We start from the raw sequence: 19,010 nt of genomic DNA on the forward strand, positions 1-19,010 counted from the left end.
CGTTGAACGATCCTCTACGGTGCTCGTCACGGCTCACTGTCCAGCACCCTCCGTCCCCCTTCTGCGAGGTGCCCATGAGCACGACCCCACCACCCCACTCCGTCTCGGGCGTCCGGCCGGCCGGAGGTGAACACACCGCCGAGGACGGCGCGTTCGGCTGGCTGCGTGCCCTCGGGCCGCACGGCAGGCGCGCGTTCGCCGGCGCTTTCGGCGGCTACGCCCTGGATTCCTACGACTACTTCACGCTGCCGCTGAGCATGGTCGCGCTCACGGCGTACTTCGGCCTGGACAACGGCCGGGCCGGCCTGTTCACCACCGTCACGCTGGTGGTCTCGGCGGTCGGCGGCGCCGTGGCGGGCGTCGTCGCGGACCGGGTCGGCAGGGTCCGGGCGCTGATGATCACGGTGACCGCCTACGCCGTCTTCACCGTGGCGTGCGGCTTCGCGCCGACCTACGAGACGCTGCTGGTCTTCCGCGCCCTCCAGGGCCTCGGCTTCGGCGGCGAGTGGGCGGTCGGGGCGATCCTGGTCGCCGAGTACGCCTCCGCCCGGCACCGGGGCCGTACGCTCGGCGCGGTCCAGAGCTCCTGGGCGGTCGGCTGGGCGCTGGCGGCGATCGTCTACACGCTGGTCTTCTCCGTCGCCGGTGACGACTGGGCCTGGCGGATCATGTTCTGGACCGGCGCGCTGCCCGCGCTGCTCGTGGTGTGGCTGCGCCGCCGGGTGCACGACGCGCCCACGGCGACGGCGGCGCGCGAACAGGACGCGGCGCGGGGCTCGTTCACGGCGATCTTCCGGCCGGGCCGGGACGGCACCCCGGGTCTGCTGCGCACCACCGTCCTCGCGAGCCTGCTCTCCACGGGCGTGCAGGGCGGCTACTACACGCTGGCGACCTGGGTACCGACGTACCTCAAGTCCGAGCGCGGCCTGTCGGTCGTCGGAACCGGCGGCTATCTGACCTTCCTGATCTCCGGCGCGTTCCTCGGCTATCTGACCGGCGGCCACCTCACCGACCGGCTCGGCCGGCGCAACAACATCTGGTTGTTCGCGCTGCTGTCGGCGGTGTGCATCCTGGCGTACGCCCACATCCCGCACGGCGCGGACACCCTGCTGCTGGTGCTCGGTTTCCCGCTCGGCTTCTGCATGTCGGCCATCTTCAGCGGCTTCGGCTCCTATCTGAGCGAGCTGTACCCGACGGCGGTGCGCGGCACCGGGCAGGGCTTCACGTACAACACGGGCCGCGCGGTGGGCGCGGTGTTCCCGACCCTGGTGGGCTTCCTCGCCGGCAGCTGGGGCGTGGGCGGGGCGCTGGTGTTCGGCGCGATCGGCTACGGACTCGCGGCCCTCGCGCTGCTCGGACTTCCGGAGACCCGCGGAAAGGAACTGGCGTGACGCGAACACCCCGTACGCAGGACCGGCCCGTCACCACCGCCGATGACCACGCGCACGCGTGGAGCCCGAAAACCGCGCGGGCCCGCTTCCGGGAGGGTCTGGCCGGTCCCACGGCCGGTGTGGCGCGGGGCCACACGCAGGCCAACCTGATCGCGGTGCCCGCCGACTGGGCCTACGACATGCTGCTGTTCTGCCAGCGCAACCCCAAGCCCTGCCCGGTGCTCGACGTCACGGACGCCGGTTCGCCGACGACCGTCCTCGCCGAGGGCGCCGACCTGCGCACCGACCTGCCGCGCTACCGGGTGTGGCAGGACGGCGAGCTGGTCGAGGAGCCCACGGACGTGCGCGCGTACTGGCGGGACGATCTGGTGTCGTTCCTGCTCGGATGCAGCTTCACCTTCGAGTGGGCGCTGGCCCGCGCGGGCGTGCCGATCCGGCACGTCGAGCAGGGCCGCAACGTGCCGATGTACGTCACCGGCCGCCAGTGCCGCGCGGCGGGCCGGCTGCGCGGGCCGATGGTGGTGTCGATGCGCCCGGTGCCGCCGGAGCACCTCGGGGCCGCGATCCGGGAGAGCAGCCTGCTGCCGGCCGTGCACGGAGGCCCGGTGCACTGCGGTGACCCGACGGCACTCGGCATCGAGTATCTGGGCCGGCCCGACTTCGGCGACCCGGTGACGGCCGACGAGGGCGACATCCCGGTGTTCTGGGCCTGCGGCGTGACCCCGCAGGCGGCGGTGATGGCCTCCCGGCCGCCGTTCGCGATCACCCATGCGCCGGGCCAGATGTTCCTGACCGACGCCCGCGACGAGCAGTACCGGCTGGTCGGCATCGACTGAGGCCGACCAGCCGACGGCCCGACGACGATCCGGCCGACCGGCTCTGCCCCGCCGAGGCCGGCGTTCGGGTCGACCAGCCGCCGGGCCGACCGGCCGACGGCCCGACGACAGACGGCAGGCGTGAGAACCCCACGACGGAGACCGACACCGGACGCCGGCCTCGGCCGGGGCGGAGCCGGACGGCCGGCCGCTGGTCCTCCTGCGGCCGACCGCCCGCGACCGCCGACTACCCGGTGCTCGCGGTGGCCCGCACCGCCGGTCTCCCGGGAGGCGGACCGGCGGTGCCGGGCACCCCGGTGAGGTTCGTCGCCATGCGGCGCCGCTGAGCCACGGCGCCGTCCCCCGTGCCGTCCGACAGGGCCGCGAGCGCTGCGGCCACCGCCGCCGACGCCCGCAGGTCGAGGCGGGCGCTGGTGCCCCGGGCGCGGTGGCCCAGCTCGTCGGCGGCGAGGCTCAGCAGCTGCGGCAGCAGATCGGTGCACCGCCGCGCCACCCAGCCGGTGCCGGCCGTGGCGAGCCACAGCAGGCGCGCGGCCCGGGTCGGTGCGGCGAACTCCGGCTCCGGCGACGGCGCCTCCCCCGCCACCAGGCCGGCCTCGGTGAGCAGGGCGTGGAAGCAGGCGGCGAGCCGCCGGTGCCCCCGCTCGCCCGGATGCAGCCGGTCAGCGCTCCACAGGGCCCGGTCGGTGATCCAGGCGCCCTCCGCCGCGTGCAGGTGGACCGCGCCGTACCGGTCGGAGAGGGCGTGGACGACCGTGTTGACCGCACGCTGCCGGCGGGCGAGCGGGCGGGCCAGGGCGCCCGGCAGACCGAGCATCGCGCCGGGGTCGGGCAGGCAGGCGGTGAGCAGGGTGGCGCCCTGCCCGGCGAAGGACGCGAAGACCTGGTCGAGCCGGGCGGCCACGGCGTGGATGTCGAAGGTGGCGCGCAGCGTGTCGTTGATGCCGATGACCACGGACACCAGGTCGGGACGCAGGTCGAGGGCGGCCGGGGTCTGCCGCTCCAGCACGTCCCGCGTCTGCGCCCCGCTGACCGCGAGGTTGGTGAACTCCGAGCCCTCGCCGAGCGAGGCGGCCAGCAGGGCGGCCCAGCCCCGCCAGCCGTCCCCGGTGGGGTCGCCCACGCCCTCGGTCAGGGAGTCCCCGAGGGCGACGAAGCGGACGGATCTCATGCCACGCCCTCCGGGACGACACCGCGCCGGGGGGCGGTCACCGGGGCGTCGTGCGCGGCGAGGAACGCCTCCACGGCCGCCCCCCATCCGAAGCACTCGGCACGCGCGCGTGCCGCCTCCCGCCGCTCGGTTTCACGGCGCTCCAGGAGCAGCTCCACGGCGTCCGCGAACGCCTCGCCGCTGCCGGCCGCGGTCGCCCCTGCGGAGCCGATGACCTCGGGCAGCGCGGACGACGCGCTCGCCACCACGGGCGTACCGCACGCCATGGCCTCCAGGGCGGCCAGCCCGAAGGTCTCGGCGGGCCCGGGCGCGAGACACACGTCCGCGGACGCCTGCAGCGCACCGAGCGCCGTCCGGTCGGAGACGTGGCCCAGGAAGGTCACCGGCAGCCCGTGCTCCCGGGCGCGCTGCTCCAGCCGGGCCCGCAGCGGCCCGTCCCCGGCCACGACCAGCACCGCCGGCCGCCCGCGCCGCAGCAGCGCCTCCAGGGCGTCCAGGGCCGTACCGGGCCGCTTCTCCACGGACAGCCGGGAGCAGAGCACGAGCAGCGCCTCGTTCCCGCGCGCGTGCCGTGCGCGCAGGCCCGGGTCGCGCAGGACCGGGTGGCGTTCCATCAGGTCGACGCCCAGGGGAGCGCGTACGACGTTGCGCGCGCCGATGCGGACGAACTCGCGCTCGGCGAACTCGGTGGTGCACACCACCCGCGAGTAGACGTGCGCGGTGCGGGTGTTGAGGGCGTCGGCGGCGCGCCGGGAGAGGTTCTCGGGCAGGCCCCAGGTGCGCAGCACGCCGTCGGCGGTCTCGTGGGAGACCATCACGGCGGGCACGCGCGCGCGGCGGGCCCAGCGGCCGGTCCAGCGCAGGGTCGTGCGGTCGGACACCTCCAGCCGGTCGGGGGCCAGGTCCTCCAGGAGGGTCGCGACGCGCCGCTTGTCGGTGAGGACGCGGTAGCCGCCGGTGCCCGGCAGCAGCGGGCCGGGCAGGGTGATGACCCGGCCCTGCTCGGTGTCGCGGTCGGTGTGCCGTTCGCCCGGCACGATCAGCACCGGCTCGTGGCCCGCCGCACGGAAGCCCTTGCCCAGCTCGCGCAGGGCGGTGCGCAGGCCGCCGGAGGCGGGGGCGACGAAGTTGGCGAGCCGGACGATGCGCAGGGACGGGCCGGTCATGCCGCCACCGCCGTCCTCCGCGCCGCGAGGACGTCGTCGTAGTGGGCGATCAGCTGGTCGCCCACGGCGGCCCAGGTGCGGCCCTCCACCATCACGCGGGCGGCGGCGCCGTACGCGGCCCGCCGGCCGGGGTCGGCCGCCAGGGTGCGGACGGCCTCCCGTACGGCGTCGGCGTCGCGCGGGGGCACGAGCAGGCCGGTGCGGCCGTGGGCGACCAGGTCGAGGGGGCCGCCCGCGGCCGGGGCGACCACCGGGACTCCGGCGGCCATGGCCTCCTGCACGGTCTGGCAGAAGGTCTCGAAGGGGCCGGTGTGCGCGAACACGTCCAGCGAGGCGAAGATCCGGGCCAGGTCGTCGCCGGTGCGGCGGCCGAGGAAGACGGCGCCGGGCAGGGCCTCGGTGAGATGGGCGTGGCTGGGCCCGTCGCCGACGACCACGACCCGCACACCCGGCAGACCGCACACGCCGGCGAGGAGCTCGACGTGCTTCTCGGGGGCGAGCCGGCCGACGTAGCCGACGATCAGTTCGCCGTCGGGGGCGAGTTCGCGGCGCAGGACCTCGTCCCGCAGCTCTGGCCGGAAACGTACGGTGTCGACGCCCCGCGGCCACAGCCGCACCCGGGGCACGCCGTGCGTCTCCAGGTCGTTCAGGGCGGCGCTGGACGGGGCCAGCGTGCGGTCGGCGGCGGAGTGCACGGAGCGGATCCGCCGCCAGGCCGCCGCCTCCCCGGCGCCCATGTAGGTGCGGGCGTAACCGGCGAGGTCGGTCTGGTAGACGGCGACGGCGGGGATGCCGAGCCGGGCGGCGGCGGCCATGCCGCGGACGCCGAGGACGAAGGGGCTGGCGAGATGGATCAGGTCGGCGCGGTGGTCGAGGAGGGCCGCGGCGAGCCGCCTGCTGGGGAGGGCGACACGGACCTGGGGGTAGCCGGGCAGGGGGAGGGAGGGGACGCGGACGACCGGGCACGGGGCGTCCGTGTCCGGCGCGCTGCCGGGGGCGGGGGCCGGCGCGACGACGAGCGGGGAGTGACCGCGATCTACGAGGTGCCGGGCGGTCTGGAGCGCGCAGTGGGCCACGCCGTTCACATCGGGGGGAAAGGATTCGGTCACGATGACGACACGCATAGGGGTGTTGTCGCCGCGCCGAACGTGGCCGCGTCAACTTCGATCTTTCCGCCCGGGGAACGTCCCATGAGCGTTGGGCTGCACACCCGAGCAGGTCAGACGGCCGTCATGGCCGCCTGACCTGCGGGTCACCCGGTGTTCACGCAGCGGGCGGTCGTCCGCCCGATCCGTGTGCGCGGACGGGGGTCAGCCGGTGGGGATGTCCGGTTCGAAGCGGCTGCGCACCGCGGTCTGCACCTCGGCCTCCTCGGCCGGATCGGCGGCCAGGCGGCGCAGTCGCTCCACCACCCGGGCGTCGCCGGTCTCGGCGTGCCGGGCGGCGAGTTCGCGGGTGGTCTCCTCGCAGTCCCACAGGCACTCGACCGCGAAGCCGGTGGCGAAGGAGGGGTCCGTCGCGGCCAGGGCCCGGGCGGCGCGGCCCCGGAGGTGGGAGGAGGCCGTCTCGCGGTAGACGTGGCGCAGCACGGGGGCCGCGCAGGCGATGCCGAGGCGCCCGGCGCCGTCGACGAGGGTCCACAGGGTGGGTGCGTCGGGGCCCTCGCCGCGTACGGCCTCGCGCAGGGCGCCGAGGACGAGGTCGCTGTCCCGAGCCCCGCCACGGCAGGCGAGCATGCGTCCGGCGGCGGCGCCGAGCGCGTCGGGGCGCTGGGCCCAGCCGCGGGCGCGGTCCACGGCGGCGACACTGCGCATGCGTTCGAAGGCGTCGACGGCGGCCTCCACGACGACGGTCGTTCCGTCGGTGACCGCGGCTTCGATCAGGTCGAGAGCCGCCGCGTCGTTGCCGTCGGCGAGGTAGCGCAGGGCTGTACAGCGTGCGCCGTCGATGCCGTCCCGGGCGGCCTGGAGGATCTCCGGGCGGTCCTCGGGGCCGGCCACGGCGACCAGACAGCGGGCGGCCGGCACATGGAGGGCGGCGCCGCGCTCCATGCCCGCTTGCGCCCACTCGAAGACGGCGCGCACGCTCCAGCCGGGGCGTGGGCCGGTCGGCCGCATCTGCCGCTGCCAGCGGTCGAAACAGCCGGTCTCCTGGGCGGCACGCACACGCGTGGCGATCGATTCGCGCGGATCCTCGGCCCACAGCCGCCAGGGGCGCGGCTCGAAGGCGTCACGGACGGCGACGGCCAGCTCGGCCTCACCCTCGGGGTCGGCAGGGAAGCGGGCCAGGACGGGGGCGGCGAGGGCACGCAGTCCCGCGTCGTCGTCCCTGAGGGCCAGCTCGTCGAGGGCCCAGGCCCAGTTGGAGCCGTGGGCGGCGTACCTGCGCAGCAGTTCGAGCGCGTCCCGCCGGCCGTAGGAGGCGAGGTGCCCGAGGACGGCCAGCGCGAGGCCGGTGCGGGACTCGTCGGTGTCGAGGACGTCGTCGGGATCGAAGAGGTGCGCCTCTACGGCGTCCAGCTCGCCGTTCAGGTCGAGGTAGAGCCGGGCGTAGTACAGGGAGCGGTTCTCCACCTGCCAGTCGTGGCGGGGATCGCGCAACACACAGTGGTTCAGGGCGGCAAGCGCTTCCGCGCGGGGGGCGGTGAGCGCGTGCAGCGTGCCGTCGCCGCGGCCCCGCTGCAGCAGGCCGAGCAGCGTACCGCTGGGCGCTATGACCGGATCGAACATGGGAAACAGCCTCACATCAAGCGTCGACGCAACCGGGGAACACGCACTACCTGGCCGCGTGACACAACGTCGGAGCGCCCGCCGTCTCTTGCTTGCTGTAGACCATCTCTCTCTGCCTCTCGTCGGTGGCCCATGCGGACCGATCACGGCCCGCGCGGTGCGGCAACACCTGCCCAGCCATCGCGTCCGTGCATCACGTCGTCATGATGACCCGCGGTGTGTGCTGCCGCGACCGTATTTCCGGCGGCCCTTTACCGCCTCCCCCGTTTTCTGTGTCGTACCTGGTCAGGACGGCGTGTCAGCTGACGCCGAACAGCTCCAGGAGGTCCGTCTTGGCGAACATGCGTGCTGTGTCGACGGCCGACGGCGTACCCGCCGCGGGATCGGCTCCGCCTTCCAGCAGGGCCTTGATCACGTCCGTCTCACCCTTGAAGACCGCCCCCGCGAGGGGAGTCTGGCCGCGGTCGTTGATCCGGTCCGCCTCCGCGCCTCGGGCGAGCAGCGCACGCACCGCGTCGGCGTGGCCGTGGTAGGCGGCGAGCATCACCAGGGAGTCGCCCCGGTCGTTGGTGAGGTTGGCCGGAACACCGGCGTCGACGTACGCCACCAGCGCCTCGGTCTGCCCCTGGCGGGCCAGATCGAAGATCTTGGTCGCCAGCTCCACGACCTCGGGGTCGGGGGCTTCACTCATCCGGACCGCCTCTCCTTGGATTTCGGACCGGTTCCGGGACCGGTTCTCGGGACTGATGGAGCGTACGACACCGAGCGGACCACGGCCGTACGAGTGAATCGCCAGCGTACTGGCTCTCGCGGCACATGACCCGATGTGCCCGAGGTAAAGATCGACTACAGGCCGCACCGGAGGGAACAGACCTGGTCAACCGGGTCAGGAGGACTCCACCGAGTGGGCGAAATCAACCGGATTTCACCCAGTTGCACCTTTAATCGTATGGATACATCCTGTGATCCTGGAAGAACTCATGGTGACTGTCCCCCACCTTCGACACCAGGAGGCCCGAAATGATCCTCTCCCTGTCCGGCGTGTTCCTGCTCGGCGTCATCGTCTTCCTCTTCTTCCGCAAGGACGGACTGAAGGGCTCGCACGCCACGGTCTCGGCCCTGTTCGGCTTCTACCTGTCGAGCACGGCCATCGCCCCGAGCATCAAGGCCGGCGGCGAGAGCCTGGCCAGCCTCCTCGGCGGCCTCAAGTTCTGACCCCACCCGCCCCGCCCGCACGCACCACCAGGAGACAGCAGTGGCCCGGCGCCCTCTCCCCCGCATTCTGAGCAAAGACAGCGCCCAGATCGCCCGGATGCAGATCGCCCGGAGCAGGGAGCTGGCCCGGACGGCGGCCGACAGCGCCACCGACATCCTCCACCCGCTGATCACCGTCACGCGCGGGATGCGCCGGCTGGCCGCGGCCGGGCGGCGCAGGTGGGCGGACACGCCCAAGGACAAACGGGGCCCCCTGCTGTTCCTGGCGGCCTCCGTGGTCCTGGTCGTCACTCTGGTGCCGTACGGGCCGCTGCTGGCCGTCATCGCCGTGATGGCGGCAGCGGCCTGGCAGGGCCGCGACCAGGCCCCGACGGCCCCCGAGGGGCCCGACGAGTCCCAGGTCGAACGGCTCCAGTCGCTCTACGAGGCCCTGGTGCCGTACTTCTCCGGCCCCGAGGACCCGGCGCCGCTGTACGCGCACGGCGGGGAGTGGGAGAAGGTCTTCACCGCGCACGAGTTCGACGACGCCGGGCGCATCGGTCACCTCGTGATCCGCTATCCCGCCTACTTCCCCGACGGGGAGCTTGACGCCCGCGCCCGGATCGAGCAGCTGCTCACCGCGAAGGCCGGGCGGGGCCGCGAGTACCACTTCGCGTGGGACGAGGCGGGCAACCAGTTGGCGGTCACCGTCCTCGCCCCGTTGCCCACCGACATCGCCGCCCAGCGCTTCGTCACCACGCCCGGCGAGACCGTCCTCGGCTTCACCGACCCGAGCGAGGTCCAGCGCACGCTTCCCCTCGCCTACGGCGAGGAACAGATCGACATTCCGCCGGTCGTCTGGCGCACCGGCATCCGGTCCACCGAGCCGCACCTGCTGGCCATGGGCCACCCGGGCAGCGGCACGTCGACGCTGTTGCGCTCCATCGCCCTGCAGGCGCTGCAGTACGGCGATGTCCTGATCGTCGACGGCGGCGGCACCGGCGAGTACGCGTGCCTGACCGGCCGGGACGGCGTACTGGCCGTGGAGTGCGCCCTGCCCGGGGCGCTGGCCAGCCTGGAATGGGCCGCGCAGGAGACCGAGCGGCGGCTGATCGCCATCAACCTGGCCCGGCAGGCGGGCGACCCGCCGCCCGAGGACACCCGGCGCCCGCTGTGGATCCTGGTGGACCGGCCGAGCGTCTTCGCGCACCTCGCGGTGGCGGACGGCCGCAAGGATCCGCAGGCCCTCCTCCAGGTGCCGCTGCGGCACGGGCGCGCGGCGAACGTGACCGTCGTCGTGGCCGAGCAGTTCGACGGCGCGGAGGCGCTGAGCGACGCGGTACGGCAGCACACGCGCGCGCGTGTCGTCCTCGGCGTCGCGGCGCCTCGGCAGGTGGAGTCGGTGCTGGGGGCTCCGCCGCACACCACGCCGCTCGGGCACGTGCCGCCCGGGCGGGGGTACGCCCGGCTCGGGAACGGTCCCGTCCACCGGCTTCAGGTGCCGCGTACGCCGGATCCGTACGACGACGCCACGAGCGACGCCGACCGGCAGGCGGTGCTGGCGCTGCTCCCGACGCGGGGAAGCGCGGTCGAGGCCGCACCGACGGACCTCACGAAGCCGGCGGCTGACGTGGTTCCGGTGACCACGGAGGCCATGGCCGCGGAGCCCTCGTCCTAGAGTTCCCGGCCCCCCTGCTACGCCACGAACGTGCGCGGCGCCTCCGTGCCACCCGTCGCCCCCGTCTCCACCAGCCGCGCCGCGGCAGCCAGCCTTACCGCCGCCTCGTCCGCCACCGCTCCCCCGACCGTGAACGGCAGGCGCACGTACCCCTCGAACGCGCCGTCGACACCGAAGCGCGGCCCGGACGGCACGCGGACGCCGGTCCGCTCGCCCGCTTCGGCGAGCCGGGAGCCGGAGAGGCCGCCGGCGCGGACCCACAGGGTCAGACCACCCCGCGGCACCTCGAACTCCCAGGTGGGCAGCTCCCGGCGGAGCGACGCCACCAGCGCGTCCCGGTTCTCGCGGGCCTGAGCCCGGCGCAGCTCGACCGCCTGTTCCCAGCCGCCGGTGCTGAACAGCCAGTTCACGGCGAGCTGCTCCAGCACGGGCGTGCCCAGGTCGGCGTACGCGCGCGCCGCGACCAGGCTGCGGACGACGTCCGGCGCCGCGCGCACCCAGCCGATCCGCATGCCCGCCCAGAACGCCTTGCTGGCCGAGCCGACCGTGATGACGGTCGAACCCGCGGGATCGAAGGCGCAGACCGGGCGTGGCATGCCACCGCCCGCGAACTCGTCCTCCAGCCACAGTTCGGACATCGTCTCGTCCGAGATGAGCACCGTGCCCGCCGAACGGGCCGCGTCCACCAGCCGGCGCCGCTGGTCCTCGTCGGCGAGCGCGCCGGTGGGATTGTGGAAGTCGGCGACCACGTAGGCCATGCGCGGCGCGGCCTCGCGCAGCACCTGGCGCCAGCGGTCCAGGTCCCAGCCCGACAGCCCCTCCGCCATCGCGACGGGGACCAGCCGGGCGCCCGCCTCGCGCATCAGCTGGAGGATGTTGGCGTAGGACGGGGACTCCACGGCGATGCGCTCGCCCCGGCCCGCGAAGAGGTGACAGATCGCGTCGATGGCGCCCATCGCGCCGGTCGTCACCATGATCTGCTCCGGCATCGTGGGGATGCCGCGCGCGGTGTATCGCTCGGCGATCATCGAGCGGAGTGCCGGGAGTCCGGCCGGATAGTCGCCGTGCGTGTGGGCGTAGGGAGGCAGTTCCTCCAGGGCGCCCTGCACCGCGCGGGTCAGCCACGGCTCGGGGGCCGGGAGCGAGGCGCAGCCCAGGTCGATGACCGAGCCCAGGGCCTCCGGGGGCAGCGGCTCCAGGCCACGGGCCGGGATCGGGTTCCCGGCGGGCACGGCGGTCCAGCTGCCGGCTCCGCGCCGGGACTCCAGGAAGCCCTCGCCGCGCAGCGCCTCGTAGGCGGCGGCGACGGTGGTGCGGCTCACGGAGAGGGCGAGCGCGAGTTCGCGTTCGGCGGGGAGCCGGGCGGCCACCGGGACACGGCCTTCGAGGACCAGCAGCCGGATGCCGTCGGCGAGAGCGCGGTAGGCGGGAGGACGGCGGGTGCCGGGGCCGGCCGGGCGGTCCTGCTGGGAGTTGAGGAGCCGGGCGAGTTGCGCGGCTCCCATCGCCGAGGTCCACTGCGCCATGACGATCAGTCCACCTTCCCCGAATTGGCCATGGATGGCGTTCCATCCCAAGCCACAGAGTGACATGCGTCAGGCCACCGCCACCACTCAGGGGGTATTTCGTGTCCACTCCGGGCCGTCGGGGACGACGGCTGATCCAGCTGTACGCCGGTCTCGCGCTCTACGGCGCGAGTTCCGCGCTGCTCGTCGAGGCGGGCCTGGGCCTGGAGCCCTGGAACGTGCTGCACCAGGGGATCGCGAAGCTGACCGGTCTCACCATCGGCGTCGTCTCGATCGTCGTCGGGGCGGCGGTGCTGCTCCTGTGGATACCGCTGCGCCAGCGTCCCGGACTGGGCACGGTCTCCAACGTCTTCGTCGTCGGCCTGGCCATGGACGGCACGCTCGCGCTCGTCCCGGACGCCCGCTCCCTCGCCGTGCGCGTCCCGCTCCTGCTCGCGGGGATCCCCCTGAACGGCGCGGCCACCGGGCTGTACATCGCGGCGAGCTTCGGGCCGGGCCCACGCGACGGGCTGATGACGGGGCTGCACCGGCGCACCGGCCGCTCGATCAGGCTCATGCGGACGGTGGTCGAGGTGGCGGTGGTGGTCACCGGATTCGCCCTGGGCGGCACCATCGGGGTGGGCACCGTGCTGTACGCCGTGTCCATCGGCCCGCTGGCGCAGCTGTTCCTGCGGGTGTTCGCCGTCCCGGCGGCATCGCGCGGCAGCACCGTCGTTGCCGGCGCGACACCGGAGCGCGCCATACTGCCGGGGTGACCCTCACGACGCCGCCCGTACGCCACCCGTACCTCGACCACCCCGGTCCTCTCGCCTTCGCCCACCGGGGCGGAGCCGCCGACGGGCTGGAGAACACCGTGGCGCAGTTCCGGCGCGCCGTGGAGCTGGGCTACCGGTACATCGAGACCGACGTGCACGCCACGGCGGACGGCCGTCTCGTGGCCTTCCACGACGCGACCCTGGACCGGGTCACCGACGGGGCGGGCCGCATCGCCGACCTGCCGTGGGAGGACGTACGGCACGCGCGCGTGGGTGGCCGGGAACCGGTGCCCCTGTTCGAGGAGCTGCTGGAGACGTTCCCCGAGGTCCGCTGGAACGTCGACATCAAGGCGGAGCCCGCGCTGCGGCCCCTGCTGGAGCTGATCGAGCGCACGGACGCCTGGGGCCGGGTCTGCGTGGGTTCCTTCTCCGAGGCTCGCGTGCTGCGCGCCCAGCGGCTGGCGGGGCCACGTCTGGCCACCTCGTTCGGCACGCGTGGGGTGCTCAGCCTGCGGCTGCGCTCCTGGGGGCTGCCGGCCGCGGTGCGCCGCTCCGCCGTCGCCGCGCAGGTGCCCGAGGCGCAGTCCGGCGTCCCGGTCGTCGACCACCGCTTCGTCCGCGCCGCCCACGCGCGCGGGCTGCAGGTGCACGTGTGGACGATCAACGATACGGAGCGGATGCACCGGCTCCTGGATCTCGGTGTCGATGGCATCATGACCGATCACATCGACACGTTGCGCAAGGTCATGGAGGAGCGCGGCGTCTGGGTCTGAGCACCCGGGCGCCCCGGCCGAGCCTTCGCAGTTGAGCGGGGAAGCGAGGGCACGGGTGGACACCGAGACCGTGCGGACACCGGCGGCGGACGAGACCGCCGGTCTGCGGCGCGAGCAGCGCGGCTGGTACTTCTACGACTGGGCGTGCTCGGTCTATTCGACGACCGTCCTGACCGTGTTCCTCGGCCCGTACCTCACCTCGGTCGCCGAGCACGCGGCGGACGCCGACGGCTATGTGCACCCGCTGGGCGTCCCGGTCCGGGCGGGCTCCTTCTTCGCCTACTCGGTGTCCCTGTCGGTGGTCCTGGCCGTCGTCGTGATGCCGCTCGTGGGCAGCGCGGCCGACCGCACGGGCCGGAAGAAGCCGCTGCTCGCGGCGGCCGCGTACACCGGCGCGGCGGCCACCACGGGCCTGTTCTTCCTGGACGGCGACCGGTATCTGCTCGGCGGGGTGCTGCTGATCGTGGCGAACGCGGCACAGTCCGTCGGGATGATGCTCTACAACTCCTACCTGCCGCAGATCGCCCCGCCCGAGGAGCGCGACGCGGTCTCCTCGCGCGGCTGGGCCTTCGGGTACGCGGCGGGCTCCACGGTCCTCGTCGCCAACCTGGTGCTGTACTCGGCGCACGACTCCTTCGGCCTGTCCGAGACGGCCGCGGTACGGATCTGTCTCGCCTCGGCCGGCCTGTGGTGGGGCGCCTTCACCCTCGTACCGCTGCGCAGACTGCGCGACCGGCACGCGCGCGTGGCGGGGGCCACGGCACCCGGGCTGCGGCAGCTGGCGGCGACGGTCCGGGACATGCGCCGGCATCCGCTGACGCTGGCGTTCCTGCTGGCGTACCTCATCTACAACGACGGCATCCAGACGGTGATCTCGCAGGCCTCGGTCTACGGCTCCGAGGAGCTGCGGCTCGGGCAGTCGACGCTCATCGTGGCCGTCCTGCTGGTCCAGGTGCTGGCCGTGGCCGGCGCGCTGGCCATGGGGCGGCTGGCCCGGGCGTACGGCGCCCAGCGGACGATCCTGGGCTCGCTCGTGGCCTGGACCGTCACCCTGGCGGCCGGCTACTTCCTGCCCGCGAGGGCACCGGTGTGGTTCTTCGTGCTGGCCGGCGGGATCGGGCTGGTCCTCGGCGGCAGCCAGGCGCTGTCGCGGTCACTGTTCTCCCACCTGGTGCCGCCGGGGAAGGAGGCCGAGTACTTCTCGGCGTACGAGATGAGCGACCGCGGGATGAGCTGGCTCGGGCCGCTGCTGTTCGGCATCACCTATCAGCTGACCGGGAGCTATCGCTCCGCCATCGTCTCGCTGGTGGCCTTCTTCGTCATCGGCTTCGCCCTGCTCGCCCGGGTCCCGGTGCGGAGGGCGATCGGCGAAGCGGGCAACCCGGTTCCGGAAAAGATCTAGTACCGATTTAGCGTTCAACGCGAAAGGGCGGTAGTGTACGCGTTTGGCCTGCCAGGCGTACCGTTACTGCGCGTCAAAGATGCCGAAACGCTGGGTGACATCTGCTAGCAGATGTGACAAACCGGGCGCCTGTGGGTAGAACAAGGGGCGGCTACGACGGCGACGCATGACCCGGAACGGGAATCTTTACCGCCGACCGGACGTTGACCGGATGACGACGACAGCGACACCTGTCCTGTGGGCGACAAGCCCGGGAGGCACGATTCATGAGTGAGCGAGCTCTTCGCGGTACCCGCCTCGTGGTGACCAGCTACGAGACGGACCGCGGTATCGACCTGGCTCCGCGCCAGGCCGTGGAGTACGCATGCGAGAAGGGGCACCGTTTCGAGATGCCCTTCTCGGTCGAGGCGGAGATCCCGCCGGAGTGGGAGTGCAAGGTCTGCGGGGCCCAGGCACTCCTGGTCGACGGCGACGGCCCTGAGGAGAAGAAGGCCAAGCCCGCGCGTACCCATTGGGACATGCTGATGGAGCGGCGCACCCGTGAGGAGCTCGAAGAGGTCCTCGAGGAACGCCTGGCGGTTCTGCGCTCGGGGGCGATGAACATCGCCGTTCACCCTCGGGACAGCCGCAAGTCCGCATAACGCTGCACGACACCGCGGGCGCCGTACGTGATCTCACGTACGGCGCCCGCGGTGTCGTGTTGTCCGTGTCCGCGCCCGATGCGTCGAGCCGGTCGCTCCCCGGCCCCTCAGCGCGTCAGCGGCGGCCGCTGCTCCCCCTGCGCGTCCCCCTGCCCGGCCCGGTCGTCCCGGATGACCTCGCCCTGCACCACCTTGCCGTCGGGCCGGTGCATGCGGGCCTGCTGGAACGCGTCGCCCAGGCTGCCCGGAGCGGACCTGCGCAGCCTCTTGTCCAGGGCGCTCTCGGCGTAACGGCTCACGGCCTTCTGGACCGGCGGGAGCAGCAGCAGGAGGCCGGCCGCGTCCGAGACCAGGCCCGGGATGATCAGCAGCAGGCCGGCCAGCATCATCAGGCCGTTTCCCCCGCCGCGCTCGGGCGAGCCACCCCGCTGCATCGCCTCGTTGAGGCTCTGGAAGGCGCGACGGCCCGCCCGCTTGATGACCACGGACCCGGCGACGACGCCCGCCACCAGAAGCAGGAACACGGTGAGGCCGCCGGCCGCGCCCGCGACCACGGTCAGCAGCCAGATCTCCAGCACCAGCCACGCGGCGATGCCCAGCGGCAGGTACCTGCGCAGCCGGGAGCGTCGCTGCCGGGCGGTGTACGGAGAGGTCGGAGCGCCAGTCGTCATGCTCCCAGTGTGCCTGGGCGCGGCTCAGCGCGGGATAAGGGGATGATCAGCCGGCGACGGGAGACACCGGCGGCGGACTACGAGGTCCGGCGGCCCTTGCCCGTGACCTTGCCGACGCGTTCCCCGACGCCCCAGGCGGTGACCCGCCACAGCGCCTCGACGAGGATGTCCTTGCTCATCTTGGAGTCGCCGAGTTCACGCTCGACGAAGGTGATCGGGACCTCGACCACGTGATAGCCGGCCTTGACCGCCCGGCGGGCCAGGTCGACCTGGAAGCAGTAGCCCTGCGAGGCGACCTCCTCCAGGCCCAGGCCCTCGAGGGTCTCCCGGCGGAAGGCGCGGTAGCCGCCGGTGATGTCGCGCAGCGGCAGGTCGAGGGCGAGGCGGGAGTAGAGGCTGCCGCCGCGCGAGATGAACTGGCGGGACTTGGGCCAGTTCACGGTCCGCCCGCCCGGCACCCAGCGGGACCCGAGCACGAGGTCGGCGCCCTTCAGGGCGGTCAGCAGGCGCGGCAGTTCCTCGGGCTGGTGGGAGCCGTCGGCGTCCATCTCCACCAGGACGCCGTAGCCGTGCTCCAGGCCCCAGCGGAAGCCCGCGATGTACGCGGCGCCCAGGCCCTCCTTGCCCTTGCGGTGCATGACGTGGACGTGCTCGTCCTCGGCGGCCAGCTCGTCGGCGAGCTTGCCCGTGCCGTCGGGGCTGTTGTCGTCGGCCACGAGGATGTGCGCCTCGGGCACGGCCGATCGCACCCGGCCGACGATGGTCTTGATGTTCTCCGACTCGTTGTAGGTCGGAATGATCACCAAGGTCGTGCCGAGGGGACCGAACTGCCTTCCCTGGACCTCGGCCGCTCCGGTCCCGTCGCCGTCGTTCACTGCTGCCCCTTCTGGTCGCACTCAGGGCTCCACCATAGTGGCCGCCGCCTGGTAAGACGTGACGGCTCGTGCGGACGGTGGTGTCGATTCCACAAGAGTGGGGTAAGAATCGTCTTTCGGTACCTTTTCGCCGCTACGGATGGGGGCCCCGGCGCCCTTCGGGCCGACCTGGGACCCGCTGGCTGCGGATCGACCGAAAGCCGTTGTCTACTGAGCGCCCGGGCCCCACCCGGGTCACACCTTTCCGACCGGCCGTAACGTTCCCTCGTCGGCGCGGGCGCTGAGCCTGGCTCCCAGCGACGGTGCCCCGGTGCGGCACACCGTCCCTGACCCAGCGGCGCCGCGACGAGTTGCGTGAACGCTCCCCGGTCGGGGTCCGGTGGTGGACTCGGCCGAACCTACCGGCCCCCGGCCGTCGACTGTCAACAGTGGCCTGACCTGTGCAAACAGTCACTCGGATGCGGTGCGGGGGGAGGATGTGCAGGTCGGGCGACGCGGCGGGCGGTGACCGTCGCCGCCGCGCCACCCCGGGAGATCACTCGCCCGGCCGTACGAACATCGTCCGCCCGCCCACCACGGTGCGCAGGCAGACCGGCAGGTCGCGGCCCGGGGTGAGATCGGGCAGGCCGGGGGTGCCGGAACGGGGGTCGGTCGACCAGCGGGCCACCCTGTCGTCGGGGGCCTGGACGACCAGTTCGTCGGTCCGCCAGACGGCATAGTCGGCGGGCGCGCCCGGGACCAGGATCCCCGCGTCGTCGCGTCCGATCGCCCGCCAGCCACCACGCGTGTGCGCCGTGAAGGCTGCGCGCACGGAGACCCGGTGCTCGGGCGTGTGGTGGAAGGCGGCGGCGCGGACCGTGCCCCACGGGTCGAGCGGGGTGACGGGGCTGTCGGAGCCGAAGGCGAGGGGCACGCCGGCCCGGAGCAGGGCGGCGAAGGGGTTGAGGGTGCGGGCCCGCCCGGGGCCCAGACGGCGGGCGTACATCCCCTCCTCGCCGCCCCACAGCGCGTCGAAGGCGGGCTGCACGGAGGCGATCAGGCCCAGCTCGGCGAAGGCTGCGACGGTCTCGGGGGTGAGCATCTCGGCGTGCTCGACCCGGTGCCGGGCGGCGCGGATCCGGGCGAGGCCGAGCTTCTCCGCGGCGGCCCGTACCCCTTCGACGACGGCGGTCACGGCGGCGTCGCCGATGGCGTGGAAGCCCGCCTGGAGGCCGGTCTCGGTGCAGGCGACGACATGGGCGGCGACGGCGTCGGCGTCCAGGTAGGCGGTGCCGGTGTGGCCGGCGTCGGCGTACGGCTCGTGCAGGCAGGCGGTGTGCGAGCCGAGGGCGCCGTCGGCGAAGAGGTCGCCCGCGGCGCCCACGGCCCCCAGGTCCCGCGCCTTGTCGACGTTCTGTTCGGCCCAGTAGCCGACGACCCGGGGCCCGGGTGTCTCGGCGGCGAGCCTCAGCAGGCCGGTGAAGTCGTCCTCGGAGGAGATCTGCGGGCCGCCGCACTCGTGCACCGAGCCGATGCCGAGGGAGGCCGCGTGGGCGAGGGCGGCGCGCTGGGCCTCGGTGCGCTGGGCCGGGGTCACGGCGGCGAGGGCGGCCTCGCGCACGGTGTGGTGGGCGTCGGCGGTGAGCGGGCCGTCGACCGGGCCCAGGGCGGGCACGAGGTCGAGCAGTGCCGAGGTCACCACGGCCGAGTGCACGTCGATGCGGGACAGGTACAGCGGGCGTCCGCCGGTGGCCTCGTCCAGTTCGGCCCGCGTCGGCGGGCGCCCGCCGGGCCAGCGGGCGGCGTCCCAGCCGTGGCCCAGCAGGACCCGGTCGTCCGGGCGGGCGGCGGCGAACTCACGGACCAGCGCGAGGGCCGCCTCCAGGGAGGGGGCGCCGGACAGGTCGAGGCCGGTCAGGGCGAGTCCGGTGGCGGTGGTGTGGACGTGGGCGTCGGTGAAGGCGGGGGTGACCAGGGCGCCGTCGAGGTCGACCACCTCGTCCACGCCGTCGGCGAAGGCGTCGGCGGCACCCTCGGAGCCGACCCAGGCGACGTGCCCCGCCTCGACGACCATCGCCGTCGCGAAGGGGTCGGCCGGACTGTGCACCTCGCCGCGGCGCAGGAGGACGGTCTTGGGGGGCTCGGCGGTGCGCTCACTCATAGCCGACAGTTTCCCCTGCCACGGGGGCGCGGCCGCACCTGGGGCACCTGGAAACGGCGCCC

At 73.7% G+C, this 19,010-nt stretch carries 17 protein-coding genes; 8 read left to right on the forward strand and 9 right to left on the reverse strand.

All coding sequences use genetic code 11. The features are described 5' to 3' along the window. Window positions 1–74: 74 nt before the first annotated feature. Together ACIHEJ_RS20635 and ACIHEJ_RS20640 are read left to right on the forward strand one after the other, a co-directional pair. Complete coding sequence (locus ACIHEJ_RS20635; protein WP_400137618.1) at window positions 75–1,391, forward strand: MFS transporter; 1,317 nt, start codon at window positions 75–77, stop codon at window positions 1,389–1,391. Continuing rightward, window positions 1,388–2,227: a putative hydro-lyase gene (locus ACIHEJ_RS20640; RefSeq protein ID WP_400137621.1), complete on the forward strand. Its 840-nt coding sequence runs from the start codon at window positions 1,388–1,390 to the stop codon at window positions 2,225–2,227. Before ACIHEJ_RS20635 ends, ACIHEJ_RS20640 begins: the two co-directional genes overlap by 4 nt. 226 nt (window positions 2,228–2,453) lie before the next feature. Here the strand turns inward: ACIHEJ_RS20640 and ACIHEJ_RS20645 are convergent, their stop codons facing one another. The 5 genes from ACIHEJ_RS20645 to ACIHEJ_RS20665 all read right to left on the reverse strand — a co-directional run bounded on the left by ACIHEJ_RS20645 (window position 2,454) and on the right by ACIHEJ_RS20665 (window position 7,984). Beyond that, entirely contained in the window at window positions 2,454–3,398 is a 945-nt protein-coding gene (locus tag ACIHEJ_RS20645) for an SGNH/GDSL hydrolase family protein (RefSeq protein ID WP_400137624.1), read from the reverse strand. After that, window positions 3,395–4,564 (reverse strand): glycosyltransferase, encoded by a 1,170-nt coding sequence (locus tag ACIHEJ_RS20650; RefSeq protein ID WP_400137627.1) that lies wholly within the window; start codon window positions 4,562–4,564, stop codon window positions 3,395–3,397. The genes ACIHEJ_RS20645 and ACIHEJ_RS20650 overlap by 4 nt, the downstream gene beginning before the upstream one ends. Then, window positions 4,561–5,688 carry a glycosyltransferase family 4 protein gene (locus tag ACIHEJ_RS20655; RefSeq protein WP_400137630.1) on the reverse strand — a complete coding sequence of 376 codons (1,128 nt, stop codon included), beginning with the start codon at window positions 5,686–5,688 and terminating at the stop codon, window positions 4,561–4,563. Before ACIHEJ_RS20655 ends, ACIHEJ_RS20650 begins: the two co-directional genes overlap by 4 nt. Window positions 5,689–5,874: 186 nt before the next feature. Beyond that, entirely contained in the window at window positions 5,875–7,293 is a 1,419-nt protein-coding gene (locus ACIHEJ_RS20660) for a HEAT repeat domain-containing protein (protein ID WP_400137632.1), read from the reverse strand. A 298-nt stretch (window positions 7,294–7,591) separates the two neighbouring features. Then, window positions 7,592–7,984 (reverse strand): ankyrin repeat domain-containing protein, encoded by a 393-nt coding sequence (locus tag ACIHEJ_RS20665; protein ID WP_400137635.1) that lies wholly within the window; start codon window positions 7,982–7,984, stop codon window positions 7,592–7,594. A gap of 329 nt (window positions 7,985–8,313) precedes the next feature. On the opposite strand from ACIHEJ_RS20665, the gene ACIHEJ_RS20670 reads away from it, so the two are divergent. Together ACIHEJ_RS20670 and ACIHEJ_RS20675 are read left to right on the forward strand one after the other, a co-directional pair. After that, window positions 8,314–8,508: a hypothetical protein gene (locus ACIHEJ_RS20670; RefSeq protein WP_073899278.1), complete on the forward strand. Its 195-nt coding sequence runs from the start codon at window positions 8,314–8,316 to the stop codon at window positions 8,506–8,508. Window positions 8,509–8,548: 40 nt separating this feature from the next. Continuing rightward, entirely contained in the window at window positions 8,549–10,165 is a 1,617-nt protein-coding gene (locus ACIHEJ_RS20675) for a hypothetical protein (protein WP_400137639.1), read from the forward strand. 17 nt (window positions 10,166–10,182) lie between these two features. Here the strand turns inward: ACIHEJ_RS20675 and ACIHEJ_RS20680 are convergent, their stop codons facing one another. Continuing rightward, window positions 10,183–11,691, reverse strand: a complete 1,509-nt coding sequence (locus ACIHEJ_RS20680; protein ID WP_400137641.1) for a PLP-dependent aminotransferase family protein — start codon at window positions 11,689–11,691, stop codon at window positions 10,183–10,185. 101 nt (window positions 11,692–11,792) lie between these two features. Here ACIHEJ_RS20680 and ACIHEJ_RS20685 point away from each other — a divergent pair, with 101 nt between their 5' ends. The 4 genes from ACIHEJ_RS20685 to ACIHEJ_RS20700 all read left to right on the forward strand — a co-directional run bounded on the left by ACIHEJ_RS20685 (window position 11,793) and on the right by ACIHEJ_RS20700 (window position 15,262). Further along, complete coding sequence (locus ACIHEJ_RS20685) at window positions 11,793–12,446, forward strand: YitT family protein (protein ID WP_400137643.1); 654 nt, start codon at window positions 11,793–11,795, stop codon at window positions 12,444–12,446. Continuing rightward, window positions 12,443–13,219: a glycerophosphodiester phosphodiesterase gene (locus ACIHEJ_RS20690; RefSeq protein WP_400137646.1), complete on the forward strand. Its 777-nt coding sequence runs from the start codon at window positions 12,443–12,445 to the stop codon at window positions 13,217–13,219. The genes ACIHEJ_RS20685 and ACIHEJ_RS20690 overlap by 4 nt, the downstream gene beginning before the upstream one ends. Window positions 13,220–13,274: 55 nt before the next feature. After that, window positions 13,275–14,621 (forward strand): MFS transporter, encoded by a 1,347-nt coding sequence (locus ACIHEJ_RS20695; RefSeq protein WP_400137649.1) that lies wholly within the window; start codon window positions 13,275–13,277, stop codon window positions 14,619–14,621. A gap of 266 nt (window positions 14,622–14,887) precedes the next feature. Further along, window positions 14,888–15,262: an RNA polymerase-binding protein RbpA gene (locus ACIHEJ_RS20700; protein ID WP_003977404.1), complete on the forward strand. Its 375-nt coding sequence runs from the start codon at window positions 14,888–14,890 to the stop codon at window positions 15,260–15,262. Between the two features lie 107 nt (window positions 15,263–15,369). On the opposite strand, the gene fxsA is transcribed toward ACIHEJ_RS20700, so the two are convergent. From fxsA to ACIHEJ_RS20715, 3 genes are all read right to left on the reverse strand, one after another. Continuing rightward, the gene (gene fxsA / locus ACIHEJ_RS20705) at window positions 15,370–15,933 is read right to left on the reverse strand and encodes an FxsA family membrane protein (protein WP_400137652.1); all 564 of its coding nucleotides are present in this window, start codon (window positions 15,931–15,933) and stop codon (window positions 15,370–15,372) included. Window positions 15,934–16,010: 77 nt separating this feature from the next. Then, window positions 16,011–16,808, reverse strand: a complete 798-nt coding sequence (locus ACIHEJ_RS20710) for a polyprenol monophosphomannose synthase (RefSeq protein ID WP_400137654.1) — start codon at window positions 16,806–16,808, stop codon at window positions 16,011–16,013. A 535-nt stretch (window positions 16,809–17,343) separates the two neighbouring features. After that, entirely contained in the window at window positions 17,344–18,948 is a 1,605-nt protein-coding gene (locus tag ACIHEJ_RS20715) for an amidohydrolase (RefSeq protein WP_400137656.1), read from the reverse strand. Between the last annotated feature and the right edge of the window lie 62 nt (window positions 18,949–19,010).

This window comes from Streptomyces sp. NPDC052301 (assembly GCF_044593395.1).
Lineage (GTDB): Bacteria > Actinomycetota > Actinomycetes > Streptomycetales > Streptomycetaceae > Streptomyces.